This window comes from Kitasatospora sp. NPDC087314, assembly GCF_044744365.1.
Taxonomy (GTDB): domain Bacteria; phylum Actinomycetota; class Actinomycetes; order Streptomycetales; family Streptomycetaceae; genus Kitasatospora.
Genome location: NZ_JBIUYE010000019.1, coordinates 132,419 through 145,999, shown reverse-complemented (window position 1 = coordinate 145,999; position 13,581 = coordinate 132,419). Strand labels below are relative to the sequence as shown.

The following is a 13,581-nucleotide window of genomic DNA, read 5'->3' as shown; positions in this document are numbered from 1 at the left end:
GCGTGCCGGGCCTCGGGCTGCCCGCTCCGGTCCGTTCCGGGGGTTCGGACTGCTCGCTCCGAGCCCCCGGCCACGGGGACCGGCTTTCGATCGGCGTCGAGTGGTTGTAAGCTACATCCATAGATGGTTGCATTTACCACCTGTAATGGTCGTATATGCCACCCGACTGACCGATGTCGCCGGAGGACCGTACGAACGTCATGAGCACACCCCAGACCCCCGCCGCAGCGCCCACCCTGGGGCACTCGCTCAAGCACCTCGCCGTCCACCTGATCACCCCGCTGCTGATGTGCCTCGGCATGGCGCTCGCCTACCAGGGCGCCTTCCACCAGCCCGAGCCGCACCACCTGAAGGTCGCCGTCGTCGGCACGACCCCGCAGGCGCACGGCCTGGCGGAGGCGATCCGGGCCAAGGCCGGGGACACGCTCGACGTCCGCACCCTGCCCGACCGGACGGCCGCCGAGCAGCAGTTGCGCGACCGCGACCTGGTCGGGGCGTTCGTCCCGGACGCCAGGAGCCCTGAACTGCTCGTCGCCAAGGGGAACTCGGACACCTCGGTGGTGGCCGCCACGGCGGTGTTCGCCAACGTCGCCGACCGGCAGGGCGTCCCGCTGCACGTCACCGACCTCACCACGCCGGCCGAGGGTGACCCGACCGGTCAGGGCCTGTTCTTCCTGCTGGTCTCGCTGAGCATCGGCTCCTACGCGAGCGTCGCCGCGATCGGCGCGGCCGGCGCCGGGCTGAGCCTGCGGATCCGGGCGCTGGTGGGCGTGGCGGTGTCGCTGGTGGTGAGCGTGATCGGGGCCGTCACCGCCGGGCCGGTCTTCCACGTGGTCGACCACGACCTGGCCGCGGTGTGGGCGCTCGGCTGGCTCTACTCGGCGGGGGTGGTCCTGATCGGCATCGGCCTGCACGCCTTCCTGAAGAAGTGGACCACGCTGGCCCTGATGGTGCTGTTCGTGATGCTGAACTTCACCAGCTCCGGCGGCGTCTTCCGGCCCGAGCTGCAGAATGGTTTCTTCGGCACCCTGCACGGCTTCTGGACCGGTGCCGGCTTCCTGGAAGGCGCGCGCAGCATCCTGTACTTCGACGGCGGCGCGGGCCTCGGCGGGCACGTCCTGACGCTGGTGGTCTGGTTGCTGCTGGGCGGCGCCGCGCTGGTGGCCGCCGCGCTGTACGAGGGGCGCGGGCGCCGACCGGTGGAGGCCCCGGCGGAGGTCGAGGAGGAGACGGAGGAGGCGGTCGCGGTCTGACCGCACCGCACGCGCAGCTCCACCCGGGCCAAGGGCATCGGCGCCGGGTGGGGATCGGCGGCCCGCGCCCGGCTCTGGACAAGCCGGACGCGGGCCCGTTCGCGTCTACCGGTACGCCGCCTGCCCGGTGAGTGCCTGGCCGATCACCAGGGTGTGGATCTCGCTGGTGCCCTCGTAGGTCAGCACCGACTCCAGGTTGTTGGCGTGCCGGATCGGCGAGTACTCCAGCGAGATGCCGTTGGCGCCCAGGATCGTCCGGCACTCGCGGGCGATCGTCAGCGCCTCCCGCACGTTGTTGAGCTTGCCGACGCTGACCTGCTCGGGGCGCAGCCGCCCGCCGTCCTTCAGCCGGCCGAGGTGGACGGCGAGCAGCGCGGAGTTGCCGAGCGCCACCGCCATGTCGGCGAGCTTGCGCTGGGTCAGCTGGAAGCCGCTGATCGGCCGGTCGAACTGGACCCGGGAGTCGGCGTACCGCAGGGCCGCCTGGAGTGAGTCCCGCCCGGCGCCGACCGCGCCGAACAGGATGCCGAAGCGTGCCTCGTTCAGGCAGGACAGCGGCCCGCGCAGCCCCGCGGCCCCGGGCAGTCGTGCCTCGGCGGGCAACCGGACGTCGGCCAGGTGCAGTTCGGAGGTGACGGAGGCGCGCAGCGACATCTTCTGCCGGATGTCGCGGGTGCTGAAGCCGGGCGTGCCGCGCGGGACGAGGAAGCCGCGGACGCCCTCATCGGTGTCGGCCCAGACGGTCGCGACGTCCGCGATGCCGCCGTTGGTGATCCACATCTTGGAGCCGTTGAGGATCCAGTCGCCGCCGTCGCGCACCGCGCGGGTGCGCATCCCGGCCGGATTGCTGCCGAAGTCCGGCTCGGTGAGGCCGAAGCAGCCGATCGCGGTGCCGGCGGCGAGCCGGGGCAGCCACTCCTGCTTCTGCTCCTCCGAGCCCCACCGGTGGATCGAGTACATCGCGAGCGAGCCCTGGACGGAGACGAAGCTGCGGAAGCCGGAGTCGGCGGCCTCCAGTTCGAGGCAGGCCAGGCCGTAGGAGACGGCGTTGGTGCCGGCACAGCCGTAGCCGTCCAGATGCATGCCGAGCAGGCCCAACGCGCCCATTTCGGGGGCGAGTTCGCGGGCGAAGTGGGCGTTCTCGAACCACTCGGCCAGGTGCGGGCGGACCCGGTCGGCCAGGAACGTGGCCACGGTGGCCTGGATGTCGCGCTCCTCGTCGGTCAGTACGGCGGCGAGGTCGATCAGATCGAGCGGGTCGGCGAGGGGAGTGGTGCGGGTGCTCATGGGTGGTCCTCGGGGTGCCGGTCGGGGCTGGTGGGCTGCCCGCCGGGGCCGTCGGGCCGTGCGGCGGGGTTCTGGGGCTGTGCGGCGGGGCCGCCGGGGCGCCGGCCGGGGTCCTCGGCGTCGAGCCAGGCGGTCAGTTCGGCGGTGTGCTCGCCGAGCCGGGGTGGGGGCAGGTGGTAGCGGGGCGGGGTGCGGGAGAGGCCGATGGGGTTGGCGACCAGGTCGAGCGGGCGGCCGTCGGGGCCGGGCAGGGTGGCCCGGGGAGCGAGACCGAGGGAGTCGGCGAGGGCGAAGGCGCCGGCCAGGTCGTTGACCGGGCCGCAGGGCACGCCGAGCGGGGTGAGCACGGCGAACCACTCGGCGGCGGTGCGGCGTTGGAGCCGGGCGGCGAGCTCGGCGCAGAGCGCGTCGACGTGCGCGACCCGGTCGCTGTTGGTGGCGAACCGGGGGTCGGTGGCGAGGGCGGGGGCGTCCAAGCCCCGGCAGAGGGCGGAGAACTGCCGGTCGTTGCCGACCGCGACGACCAGCGGGCGGTCGGCGGCGGTGAACACCTCGTACGGGGCGATGGAGGGGTGGCGGTTGCCGAGGATGCCGGGCACCGTGCCGGCCAGGGTGTACCCGGCGGACTGGTTGACCAGGCCGGACAGCAGGGTGGAGAGCAGGTTCAGCTCCACCAGCTGGCCCTGCCCGGTGGCCTCCCGTTCGCGCAGCGCGGCCAGGACGCCGACCGCCGCGTGCAGCCCGGTCAGCACGTCCACCAGTGCGACGCCCGTCTTCACCGGCTCGCCCGGGGCCGGGCCGGTCACCGACATCAGGCCGCCGACCGCCTGCACCAGCAGGTCGTAGCCGGGCAGCGCGGCGCCCGGGCCGGCGCCGAAACCGGTGATCGAGCAGTAGACGAGCCCGGGGTTGAGGATCCGGGCCCGTTCGTGTCCGAGGCCGTGGCGGTCCATCGTGCCGGGGCGGAAGTTCTCCACCAGGACGTCGGCGCGGCGCACCAGTTCGACGGCGCGGGCGTGGTCGGCCGGGTCGCGCAGGTCGAGGGTGAGGGAGCGCTTGTTGCGGTTCACCGAGAGGAAGTAGGTGGCCTCGCCCTGGGCGTGCGGCGGGCCCCAGGAGCGGGTGTCGTCCCCGGTGCCCGGCTGCTCGACCTTGATCACGTCGGCGCCGAGGTCGGCGAGCAGCATGGTCAGGTACGGCGCGGCGAGGACGCGGCCGAAGTCGGCGACCAGGATGCCGGCGAGGGGGAGGCCCGTCACGCGTCCTCCACCGCGCCGGTGGCGGCGACCGCGTCGCCGGACGGGGCGTCGCTGCGCAGGTGCGGGCGGGCCAGCAGCAGGTAGAGCCCGCCGGCCGCGAGCACCACCACCGCCGAGAGCAGCACGAGGTAGTTGTCGTACCAGGCGGCGTCCGGGGTGCGGCCCCAGCAGATGGTGACGATCGCGGCCACGCCGTACACCAGTGCGCCGATGTTCACCGCCAGGCCCCAGCGGCCCAGCCGGAAGTCCCCGCTCGGGCGCCAGCCGCGCAGCCGGGCCCGCAGCGCGGCCAGCACCACCATCTGGAAGGCGAGGTAGATGCCGATGCTGGAGAAGGAGATGATCTTCGTCAGGGCGCCCTCGGAGAGCGCCGAGGCGCCGACGATGATCACACCGGGCAGCGCCGCCGCGAGCAGCAGGGCGTACGGCGGCACCCGTAGCCGGTCCGAGACGGTGGCGAGCAGCCGGCTGCCCACGATCATCCGGTCCCGGGCGAAGGAGTACGTCAGCCGGCTCGCCGCGGCCTGGAGGCTCAGCACGCAGGAGAGGAAGGAGATCAGCACCACGCCGATCACCACCCGGGCGCCGGTGGGGCCGAACGCGTCGTGCAGCACGGCGGCCACCGGGTCCTTGTCGTCGCCGGACACGACCGCGCCGACGTCCTGGATCGACATGACCAGCGCCAGGCTGACGCCGATCGCCGCCGCGCCGCCGACGTAGATGGTGCGCCGCATCGATTTGGGGATCTGTCGACCTGGGTTCGGCACCTCCTCGGCGACGTCGCCGCAGGCCTCGAAGCCGAAGAAGAGGAAGACCGCGATCAGGCCGGCGGCCAGGAAGGCATCGGTGTACGAACCGCCCTCGCCCGCGCCGAAGCGGTCGAAGACCACGCCGAGCCCGTGGTAGCGGTGGGTCAGCAACAGCCAGGCGCCGACCGCGAGGGCGCCCAGCAGCTCGGCGGCGAAGCCGAACACGGCCGCCGCCGACAGCACCTTGGTGCCGCCCAGGTTGATCACGGTGGCGAGCAGCAGCAGGCCGAGCGCGCACCAGACGGTCGTCGCGGTGCTCGGCTCGACGCCCAGCAGCGCGGCCACGTACGGGCCGGCGCCGTAGGAGACCGCCGCGATGGTGGACATCAGCGCGAGCAGGTACACCCAGCCGGTCAGCCAGCCCCAGGTGCGGCCCCAGAGCCGGCGCGACCACGGGTACACCCCGCCCGCCACCGGGAACTGGGCGACCACCTCGCTGAACACCAGCGCCACCAGCAGCTGGCCGACGCCGGCGATCAGGAAGCTCCACACCATCGGCGGGCCGGCGGTCGCGAGGGAGGAGGCGAAGAGTGTGTACACCCCCACGACCGGGGAGAGATAGGTGAAGCCGAGGGAGAAGTTCGCCCAGAGGCTCATGTCGCGTTTGAACTCGGAGGTGTAGCCGAGGGCGGCCAGGTGGTCCGCGTCGGCGTCGGGGCCGGGGCCCTGCCGGGGGAGGGGGCCGGTCGGGGAGGTGGCACGTGCACTGGCATCGGTCATGACCTGCTCCTGGGAACGTGGCGTGACGCGCGAGGATTCTCGGGGATGCTCGGGTTTCGGGCGATGCGTGGGTCTCGGTGGCGCTCGGGTCTCGGGTGAGGCTCGGGCCGAGGTTGCGGGAAAACATACGAGATTGAGTTTCTAGCGGCAAGGGTGCGCGCCCGACCAAGGGGTACCCTGCCGGAAACACCCAGTCCCAAGGCGATCGAGGAGGGCCCGGCGTGGCGACCATCGGGAGCGCGACCCCGCTGCTCAGCGCCGTCCTCGCGCCGCTGACCGACCTCGGCCGCGCCGACGCCGTGGCCCGCCGGATCACCGAGGCGATCGCCCTCGGCCTGGTCGCCGACGGGGACCAACTGCCCAGCGAGAACGACCTCGCCGACCAGCTCGGCGTCGCCAACGGCACCGTCCGCGAGGCGCTCGCCCTGCTCCGCGAGGCCGACCTGATCGAGACCCGGCGCGGCCGCAACGGCGGCAGCTTCGTCCGCACCCCCGCCGAGGGCTCCCAACGCCTCCAACTCGCCCGGCTGCGCGACCTCGCCACCGTCGACCTGCGCGACCTCGGCGACGAGGAGCTGGCCGTCTCCGGCACCGCCGCCCGGCTCGCCGCCGAACGCGCCCCCGCCGACCTCGCCCCCAGGCTCACCCGGCTGGTGCACGACCTGCGCGACGCCGCCGGGCCCGCCGAGCAGCGCCGCGCCGACGCCCGCTTCCACATCGAACTCGCCGTCGCCGCCCAGTCGGTGCGCCTCACCCAGCTCGCCGTCCGGCTCCAGGCCGAACTCGGCCCGCTGCTCTGGCTGCCCGCCCCGCACGGCCCCGACCAGGAACGGTTCGCCGAGCAGCACCGGGAGATCCTGGTCGCGGTCCTGGCCGGCGACGCGACCGGCGCCCGGACCGCCGCCGAGGCGCACACCGTCGCGTGCGTGCACCACCTCGTCCGGGGGCACCTCCAGTTGGCGGACGACGGTTAGGGCGTGTCGGCCGGGCAAGCCCTCACCGCGGCCCGCCCGTGCCGCCGCCCCCCCGGAACCCCCATCCCCGCCGGAGCCGTCATGACCACCACGCTCGCCCCGCCCGCCACCGTCGGCGCCTGCGCCCGTCGCGTCGCCGCCGCCGTCGAGTCGGTGCTCGCCGAACTGGACGGCCTGCGGGCGGCCGCCGCAGACTGCTGGACCCGGGCCGCGGCCGACGGGCGCCGGCCCGCCGCCGCCGAACTCGCCGCCCTGCAGGGGCCGGTGCGGGACCTGCTGCACCGGCCCGGCTCGCACTACCTCGGTTGCGGCGCGGTCGCCGCCCCGGGCACGCTCGCCGACGCCGACCTGCACGTGGAGTGGTGGTACCGCGGCGCGCGCGGCACCGGCGAGCGGCGGCTGCGCCTCGTACTCGACCCGGCGGACGCCGAGTTCTACGACTACCGGGTGCTGCCCTGGTTCGCCGCGCCCGGGGACGAGGGGCGGGCGGCGGTGGCGGGGCCGCAGGTCGACCTGCTCTGCGCGGACCGGTACGTGCTGTGCTGCGCCCGGCCGGTGACGGCCCCGGGCTTCGTCGGGGTGGTGGCGGGGGACGTCCCGCTGGCCGCGCTGGAGCGGCTGCTGGTGCCGCCGCTGCGGGCGCTGCCCGGGGAGGCCGTGCTGGTCACCGGCGAGGGGCGGGTGCTGGCGGCCTCGACCCCGGCCTTCCCGGTGGGCTCGCTGGCCCGCGCGCTGCTCGCCGACCCGGCGATGGAGCGGGCGGCGGTGCCGTCGTCGGCGGCGGACTGGCAGGTGGTCCGGCTATGACCTTCGATAGCGAAGGTCATAGCCGGTCGGTCCGCTCCTCTTCGGTTGGCTCTGCTTCGGTCAGCCCCGCTTCGGCGCGGGCGGCCGGCTGAAACAGCAGTCGCCGCAGACCCCGGCACCCGGCCCCACCCGGTAGTACAGGCAGCAGCTGGTCCGCCGGAAGGCGCCGCGCGGCCCGGCCGACAGGGTCCCGGTGCCGGCCAGCGGCGGACGGGCGAGCAGCTCGGCCACCAACGCCCTGGCGGGCCCCGGCGCGTGCGCGTCCAGGACCCGGAGGGTGCCGGCCAGCGCGGAGGCGGTGTTCCCGGCCAGCAGCCGTGCGGAGAGCGGGACGGCGGACCGCACCGCCGCCGCCAGCGGCTCCAACTGTCCCACCAGGACGGCCTCGTACAGCCGGTCGGCGAGCGAGCCCCGGTGGGCGGGCGTTCCCGGCGCGGGGAGCGGCCCCTGGGCAGACGGCACCGGCTCGGGCGGCGTCCAGAGGTCGAGCGGCCCCTGGTCCGGGATCCGCACCCAGGCGCGCTCCAGCGTCGGAATCGTCCCCAGCAGGACCGCCGCCCCGAGGCCCACCGACCAGAAGCGGGCGGCCAGTCCGAGGTGCAGGATCGACGCGGCCACCCGGAGCTCGGTGGTGCCGAGCCGCTGCGCCACCACCCGGATCCGCCGGGCCAGCGGCGCGTCCGGCCCGGTGCCGTACAGCTCGGGCAGCGGCCGGAAGCCCGGGGGCGGGGCCTCGCCGGGCGTGGCGGGGGTGTCGAGCGCGAAGTACGGGCCGATGGCGGCGAGTCGGCCGTAGTCGGCGTGGTTGCCGCCGTCCGTGCGCCCGGTGCCGTGGGCGTGGCGACGGTCGGGCGCGGGGTTCACCGGCCCTCCCCGGTACGGTCGGTGGACCCCGCGCCCCGTTCGGATGGCCCGGGTGCCGCAGGACGGGGCGCGGTCGGGCGGTCGACGGGCATCGGGCGGGCCTCCAGGGGCGGTCGGGCGGTGGTTGGCGCCGGACGGCGTCGGGAGGCCCCTGGTCGGGCGGGGTCAGCCGCGCACGGTGAAGTCGCCACTGGTCGTGCGGATGAACGGTACCGTGCCCTGGCAGTCCGAGACGGGCGCGCCGAACATGCCCCAGATCCAACCCAGCCGGTCCCCGCGCCTCCCGTCGTCCTCCACCGAGATCGCGACCTGCTGCCCGACCAGCGGCCGGCCCGGGAACCAGGGCGCCTCGCCCCTGGTGACCACACCGGTCGCGATCGCCTCCCGGCCGCCCACGGCCAGGCAGGTGACGTCCCCCTCGAAGTCGGCCACCGGTCGGCCGTCGGTGTGGACGTGGGTGACGTGGAAGTGCCCGCTGGTCGTCCTCGGGTCGGTGTTGACGCCCGCCCGGGCGTCCAGTTCGAAGCGGACCGGATCGCCCGCGAACTCGCCGAAGGCGGCGGTCAGGACCGTCCCACCGGCGCCGTGCACCCGCACCGGCCCGGCAGCGCCGCCGGCGGGGTCGGCGGCCGGGCCGGTGGCGGCGGCGGGCGTGGCGGCGGCGGCGGTCGCCAGCAGGCAGAGGGCGGCTGCGGCGACGGCGGTGCGACGGTTCATGGCGGGCTCGTCCTTCTCGGCGGGTGGAATCTCCGGTGCCACCACTCTCGCTCTGGACGCCGCGCCGGACCTCCCGCTGTGGAGGGGAGTTGGGCGCCTCCGGACTCCACCCGGGGGAGGATCCCGCCTCCCCCGGGAGAGCTGCCCCGGTGGCGGGCCCAGGGCCCGGGACGCCGTGGACGGACCGTGGGCGCGTGGCGTGGGCGGGAACCGCACCGGCCGCACGCCCAGGGGGTGCGGGTCGGGGCCGGCGGCCTCGGCCGCGGGCGCCGCGCGGACGGGTCAGGGTGGAGCGGTCGACGGGGACGAGGTCGCCGTAGGGGCCGCTGACGGAGTAGTAGGTGACGTCGATGGTGGTCTGGCCGCCGAGGCCGGAGAGGGAGACGGCACCGCCGAGACCGGGGCCGGTGGCGCCGGCCAGGATCCCGCGCCGGCTGACGGGGAGACGTCCACCGGAAGCGTTCATGGCCGCCGGCCTCACCGCGCGCAGGTGAACCGCGCCGGACCTCCGGCGTGAACTTCCCTCCCGGTGGGGCGCGCTGGTGGCGCTGACCGAGCGGGAGGTGGAGATCGCCGGTCAGGTGGCGGCGGGCCGGACGAACGCCGACATCGCCGCCGACCTGTTCATCTCGCCGGGGACGGTGAGGACGCACGTCGCGAGCATCCAGCGCACGCTCGGGGTGGCGAACCGGGTCGGGATCGCGGTCCACGCCGGGGAGATGGGCTGTCCGGTGCCGCAGCGACGGGTGCGTCCACGGAGCCGAGGGGGTGCTCCGTGGACGCGGGAACCTGCGAGGCGGGGGTGGCCTCCGGACATGACGTCCTCCGGCCGGTAGTTCGATCGTCGACCGAGGTAGTACCAGCGGCAGACCCTGATCCGTCTCGATCTGTCGCCACTGCCTCCTGCGGTCGAACTCCTTCAGCTACCTCGCAGGTCCACTCCCATCATGCGCCTCCCACGCCGTGCGCACCAGGGGGCAACCGGCCGAAATCGGGTGGATTTCGCAAACCATGATCTTTCCGCTGCTGTCGGGCGCCGCTACGGCTTCGGCCACCCGTCGACGAAGGAGAGCGTGCGGTGGTACGGCCGGTCGGGCCCGGTGCTCCGGTAGTCCTCGGTGCTGGTGCCGGTGCGGACGGTGGAGTCGCCGTCGTGGCGGCGGGCGGTGGGGCGGAGGGTGTGGTCGACGGTCGAGCGCTCGGTGACGTGGCCGCCGGTGGCCGCGGTGGCCTCGCGGTGGTAGCCGAGGTCCATGGCGGTCAGCTGATCGGTGTTCCCGGCCGCGTCGTGGGTGACCCGGTAGGTGACGTCCAGCGGTTCGTCCTCGTGCACGGTCGTGGTGCGGTGCGGGCCGCCGCCCCAGGTGGCGGTGGTGCGGGTGAGGTCGGTGCCGTTGTGCAGGGTCACGTCGTTGCCGCTGTCGCGCAGCTGCTGGGCGGAGCGGAAGGCGAGGTCGTCGCGGACCTCGGTGGTGATCCGGCCGTGCGAGGTCTGGACCCAGCCGCGGGCGAGGTCGTGCCGGCCCGCGGTGACCGTCCAGTCGCCGCTGCCGCCGCCGTGGTCGGCGAGCCGGGTGTTGACGTCGGCCTCGGGGGCGACCCGGTACTCGGCGAGCTGCCCGGTGGTGCGGGCGGAGCCGTGGTCGACGTCGGCGAAGAGGTTGATCTGGCCGGTCCAGACGTCGTTGCTCTGCGCCTCGGTGGCGTTCACCGCGATGCCGACGGTGTGCGGGCGGCCGTCGAGCAGCAGGCCGACGTAGGGGGTGAGGTCGAGCCGGTAGGCGGGCAGGTCGAAGGCGAAGACGCCGGGGACGGGCCGCCAGAGCAGTGGGTCCCACCCGCCGGTGTAGATGACGGGGTAGGGCCAGACCGCGCCGGCCGGCCGTCCGTCGACGGTGAGGCGCAGTTCGCGGAACGGGCCCTTGCCGCAGGCACCGAGGCTCGGGTTGGCGGCGACGAAGGCGTCGGGCGCGGAGGCGTAGGCGAACTCCTCGCAGGCGCCGCCGCCCCGGGTGTAGACCTCGGCGGTGAGGCGTTCCAGGTTCTGCGGGAAGGTGAGGTCGCGGGTGGCGGCGGGGGCGGCCTGGGTGAGGGCGAACGGCCCGGTGGTGAGCAGTTGGTCGGCGGTGCGGGCGGCGGGCCGGTGACCGTCCGCGGTGTAGAAGGTGACGCTGGCGCTGATGGTGAAGACGCCGGTGTAGGTGGCGTCGGTGACGTTGGCGAGGTCGAAGGAGAACGGCTGCGGGCCGGCGGTGAACAGCGGGGCGTAGCGGGTGAGGTCGTGTTCGAGGTTCCACTCGATGCCGTCCTTGGACGGCTCGGGGGTGGAGGAGAGCAGCACCTGGACGCCGCCGATGCGGGCGCTGAAGATGCGGTCGAACTGCCGCCCGGCGACCTGACCGTGGAGGTCCAGGATCACCGCCGACCAGGGCCCGGCGCAGTCGGCGGGCGGGGTGAGGGTGGCGGTGTACGGGGTGTCGGGCGGGTTGCCGTAGCCGTTGCGGAACTGCTGGTCGTGCATCACCTCGACGGTGCAGGAGCGGGTGTCGGGGCGGGTGAGCGGCTTGGTGGCGGTGACGGGGTCGTGGTAGTCGGTGCCGAAGTCGGCGTGGGCGGGGGCGGCGGCGGTGAGGGTGCCGGCGAGGGTCAGGACGGCGGCGCCGAGTAAGCGGGCGGCGCGGCGGAACAGCGGGCGGACGGCCAAGGCGGGTCCCCGGGGTCGGGCGGCCGGCGGGCGCTGCCGCTGGCCGGGGTGGACGATCCGGGCATCCTTTCGGCGGTGGCATGCCAGCGTCAAGGAGTCTCCGGGCCGGGACCGGGCGGTGCCGCGCGGAGGACGCGGGTCAGTCACCCTCCAGGACCGCCGCCTCCTGCCGGATCAGGTCGCGCAGGGCGGCCAGCCGGGGGCGGCGGTCGTCCAGTCGCCACTGCATCTCCAGGGGCAGGGTGGCCCGGCCGTCCAGCCGCACGGTGGCCACGTCCTCGGTGAGGTGGCCGGTCATCGAGCCGGGCACCAGCGAGAACGCGCGATTGCGGGCGAGCAGGTAGAGCCGGGAGCCGACGATCCGAGGCGGGCTGACCAGCACCGGCGGGTCGACGCCGTGGTCCGCGCACAGGCCGAGCACGTGGTCGTAGTAGCGCGGGTGCTGTTCGCGCGGCCACAGCAGGAGCGGCAGATCGCGCAGTTCGCGCAGGCTGACGGCGGCCCGGCCGGCCAGCGGGTGGTCCCGGCCGAGGGCGACCCGCACCGGCTCGTCGGCGATCCGCTCCAGCCGGTAGCCGGGCACCTCGTCGAGGAAGCGGCCGAGGCCGATGTCGGCCAGTTCGGCGGCCAGGGCGGCGGAGACCTGCCCGGTGTCGACGGCGACCTCGGCGGTGGTGAGCGCGGGCAGTTCCTGTTCGGCGCGGATGACCACGGCGGGCAGCAGCCGGTTCACCACGCTCGGGGAGGCGACGATCCGGGCCGTGCCCAGCCGGGACTCCTCGTGCAGCCGCACCCGGGCCAGCAGTGTCTCGGCCTGCCCGAGCAGCCGGGTGCTCTCGGTGGCCATCACCTCGCCGGCCTCGGTCAGGGCGACCGAGCGGCGGCTGCGGTCGAACAGCTCGACGCCGACGGTCCGCTCCAGCCGGGCGACCTCCTGACTGACCGTCGGCTGGGAGATGTGCAGCCGTTCCGCGGCCCGCCCGAAGTGCAGTGTCTCGGCGACGGTGAGGAAGACCTCGAGTTGACGCAAGGTGAAACCCATGGTCCGAAGCCTAGGTGAACCGATAGCCTGGAGACTATCGGAAACCCCAGGACTCATTCTGGATTCCGATGCGAACGGTCCATACGCTGAGCGACACGTTGCCCCATCGCAGTGGCATCTCACAGAGAGCTCGGATCATGACCGGACTGCCCACCAGCACCCCCGAGGCCGCCGGCTCCGCGCCGGCCACCCGTTCCGCGCCGTCCGCCCGTTCCGTGCGGGCCATCCGCGTCTCCGAGGAGGTCGCGCGGGCCGTCGCCGGCGGCCGGCCCGTCGTCGCGCTCGAGTCGACCATCTTCACCCACGGCCTGCCGCGCCCCCGCAACCTGGCCGTCGCGCTGGAGGCCGAGGAGCAGCTGCGCGCGGCGGGCGTCGTCCCGGCGACCATCGGCGTGCACGCCGGGGTGCCCACGGTCGGGCTGAGCACCGAGCAGATCACCGAACTGTCCGCGACGGACGGCCTGGACAAGGTGAGCCTGCGCGACCTGCCGGTGGTCGCCGCGCTCGGCCGCCACGGCGGCACCACCGTCGCCGCCACCGCCTTCCTCGCCCACCGGGCGGGCATCCGGGTCTTCTCCACCGGCGGCCTCGGCGGCGTCCACTTCGGCGCCTCGGAGAGCTTCGACGAGTCGGCCGACATGACCACCCTGGCCGCCACGCCCGTCACCGTGATCAGCGCGGGCGTGAAGTCGATCCTCGACATCCGGGCCACCCTGGAGCGCTTCGAGACCTTCAACATCCCGGTCATCGGCTACCGCACCCGCAGGTACCCCGGCTTCTACGTCACCGACTCCGGCCACGAGATCGCCTACAGCGTCGAGTCGCCCGAGGAGGCCGCGCGGCTCATCGACGCCCGGGACGGCCTCGACCTGCCGCAGGCCGTCCTGATCGCCAACCCGGTGGACCCGGCGAAGCAGCTGCCGCCGGAGGAGCTCGACGGCATCCTCGCCCGCGCCTGGGCGGAGGCCGAGCGCCAGGGCGTCACCGGCAACGCCTCGACGCCGTTCCTGCTCGACTTCATCCAGCGCGACACCCACGGCCGCAGCCTGGAGGTCAACGTCGAGGTCTACCGGGGCAACGTCCGGCTCGGCGGACAGATCGCGACCGCGCTGGCGGCGGCCGCCGCCGGTAGCGAGGCCTGACCG

At 74.5% G+C, this 13,581-nt stretch carries 11 protein-coding genes and 1 pseudogene; 5 read left to right on the top strand and 7 right to left on the bottom strand.

Going from position 1 to position 13,581, the window contains the following annotated elements; translation table 11 throughout:
• Nucleotides 1-200: 200 nt before the first annotated feature.
• Nucleotides 201-1,253 carry a hypothetical protein gene (locus ACIO5E_RS34285; RefSeq protein ID WP_400675574.1) on the top strand — a complete coding sequence of 351 codons (1,053 nt, stop codon included), beginning with the start codon at nt 201-203 and terminating at the stop codon, nt 1,251-1,253.
• Between the two features lie 105 nt (nt 1,254-1,358).
• On the opposite strand, the gene ACIO5E_RS34280 is transcribed toward ACIO5E_RS34285, so the two are convergent.
• Genes ACIO5E_RS34280 through ACIO5E_RS34270 form a run of 3 tightly spaced genes read right to left on the bottom strand, consistent with a single transcriptional unit; the run spans nt 1,359 to nt 5,328 of the window.
• Nucleotides 1,359-2,540 (bottom strand): acyl-CoA dehydrogenase family protein, encoded by a 1,182-nt coding sequence (locus ACIO5E_RS34280; RefSeq protein WP_400675572.1) that lies wholly within the window; start codon nt 2,538-2,540, stop codon nt 1,359-1,361.
• Nucleotides 2,537-3,799, bottom strand: coding sequence for a CaiB/BaiF CoA transferase family protein (locus ACIO5E_RS34275; protein ID WP_400675570.1), 1,263 nt, complete (start codon nt 3,797-3,799; stop codon nt 2,537-2,539). The genes ACIO5E_RS34280 and ACIO5E_RS34275 overlap by 4 nt, the downstream gene beginning before the upstream one ends.
• A complete protein-coding gene (locus tag ACIO5E_RS34270; RefSeq protein ID WP_400675568.1) occupies nt 3,796-5,328 on the bottom strand; it encodes an APC family permease in 1,533 nt (510 codons plus the stop codon). The genes ACIO5E_RS34275 and ACIO5E_RS34270 overlap by 4 nt, the downstream gene beginning before the upstream one ends.
• A gap of 221 nt (nt 5,329-5,549) precedes the next feature.
• On the opposite strand from ACIO5E_RS34270, the gene ACIO5E_RS34265 reads away from it, so the two are divergent.
• Together ACIO5E_RS34265 and ACIO5E_RS34260 are read left to right on the top strand one after the other, a co-directional pair.
• Nucleotides 5,550-6,302, top strand: coding sequence for a FadR/GntR family transcriptional regulator (locus tag ACIO5E_RS34265; protein WP_400675566.1), 753 nt, complete (start codon nt 5,550-5,552; stop codon nt 6,300-6,302).
• An 81-nt stretch (nt 6,303-6,383) separates the two neighbouring features.
• Nucleotides 6,384-7,109 carry a hypothetical protein gene (locus tag ACIO5E_RS34260; RefSeq protein ID WP_400675564.1) on the top strand — a complete coding sequence of 242 codons (726 nt, stop codon included), beginning with the start codon at nt 6,384-6,386 and terminating at the stop codon, nt 7,107-7,109.
• A gap of 60 nt (nt 7,110-7,169) precedes the next feature.
• Here the strand turns inward: ACIO5E_RS34260 and ACIO5E_RS34255 are convergent, their stop codons facing one another.
• Together ACIO5E_RS34255 and ACIO5E_RS34250 are read right to left on the bottom strand one after the other, a co-directional pair.
• Nucleotides 7,170-7,973 (bottom strand): (2Fe-2S)-binding protein, encoded by an 804-nt coding sequence (locus tag ACIO5E_RS34255; protein WP_400675562.1) that lies wholly within the window; start codon nt 7,971-7,973, stop codon nt 7,170-7,172.
• A 165-nt stretch (nt 7,974-8,138) separates the two neighbouring features.
• Nucleotides 8,139-8,690: a hypothetical protein gene (locus ACIO5E_RS34250; RefSeq protein WP_400675560.1), complete on the bottom strand. Its 552-nt coding sequence runs from the start codon at nt 8,688-8,690 to the stop codon at nt 8,139-8,141.
• A gap of 545 nt (nt 8,691-9,235) precedes the next feature.
• Between ACIO5E_RS34250 and ACIO5E_RS34245 the strand changes: the two are divergent.
• Nucleotides 9,236-9,433 (top strand): annotated as a pseudogene (locus ACIO5E_RS34245) (response regulator transcription factor); the annotation flags it as partial.
• A 296-nt stretch (nt 9,434-9,729) separates the two neighbouring features.
• On the opposite strand, the gene ACIO5E_RS34240 reads toward ACIO5E_RS34245, so the two are convergent.
• Both ACIO5E_RS34240 and ACIO5E_RS34235 read right to left on the bottom strand, forming a co-directional pair.
• Nucleotides 9,730-11,394, bottom strand: a complete 1,665-nt coding sequence (locus tag ACIO5E_RS34240) for a peptide-N4-asparagine amidase (protein WP_400675558.1) — start codon at nt 11,392-11,394, stop codon at nt 9,730-9,732.
• Between the two features lie 139 nt (nt 11,395-11,533).
• Entirely contained in the window at nt 11,534-12,436 is a 903-nt protein-coding gene (locus ACIO5E_RS34235) for a LysR family transcriptional regulator (protein ID WP_400675556.1), read from the bottom strand.
• Between the two features lie 137 nt (nt 12,437-12,573).
• On the opposite strand from ACIO5E_RS34235, the gene ACIO5E_RS34230 reads away from it, so the two are divergent.
• Complete coding sequence (locus tag ACIO5E_RS34230; RefSeq protein ID WP_400675554.1) at nt 12,574-13,578, top strand: pseudouridine-5'-phosphate glycosidase; 1,005 nt, start codon at nt 12,574-12,576, stop codon at nt 13,576-13,578.
• The last annotated feature ends 3 nt before the right edge of the window (nt 13,579-13,581 follow it).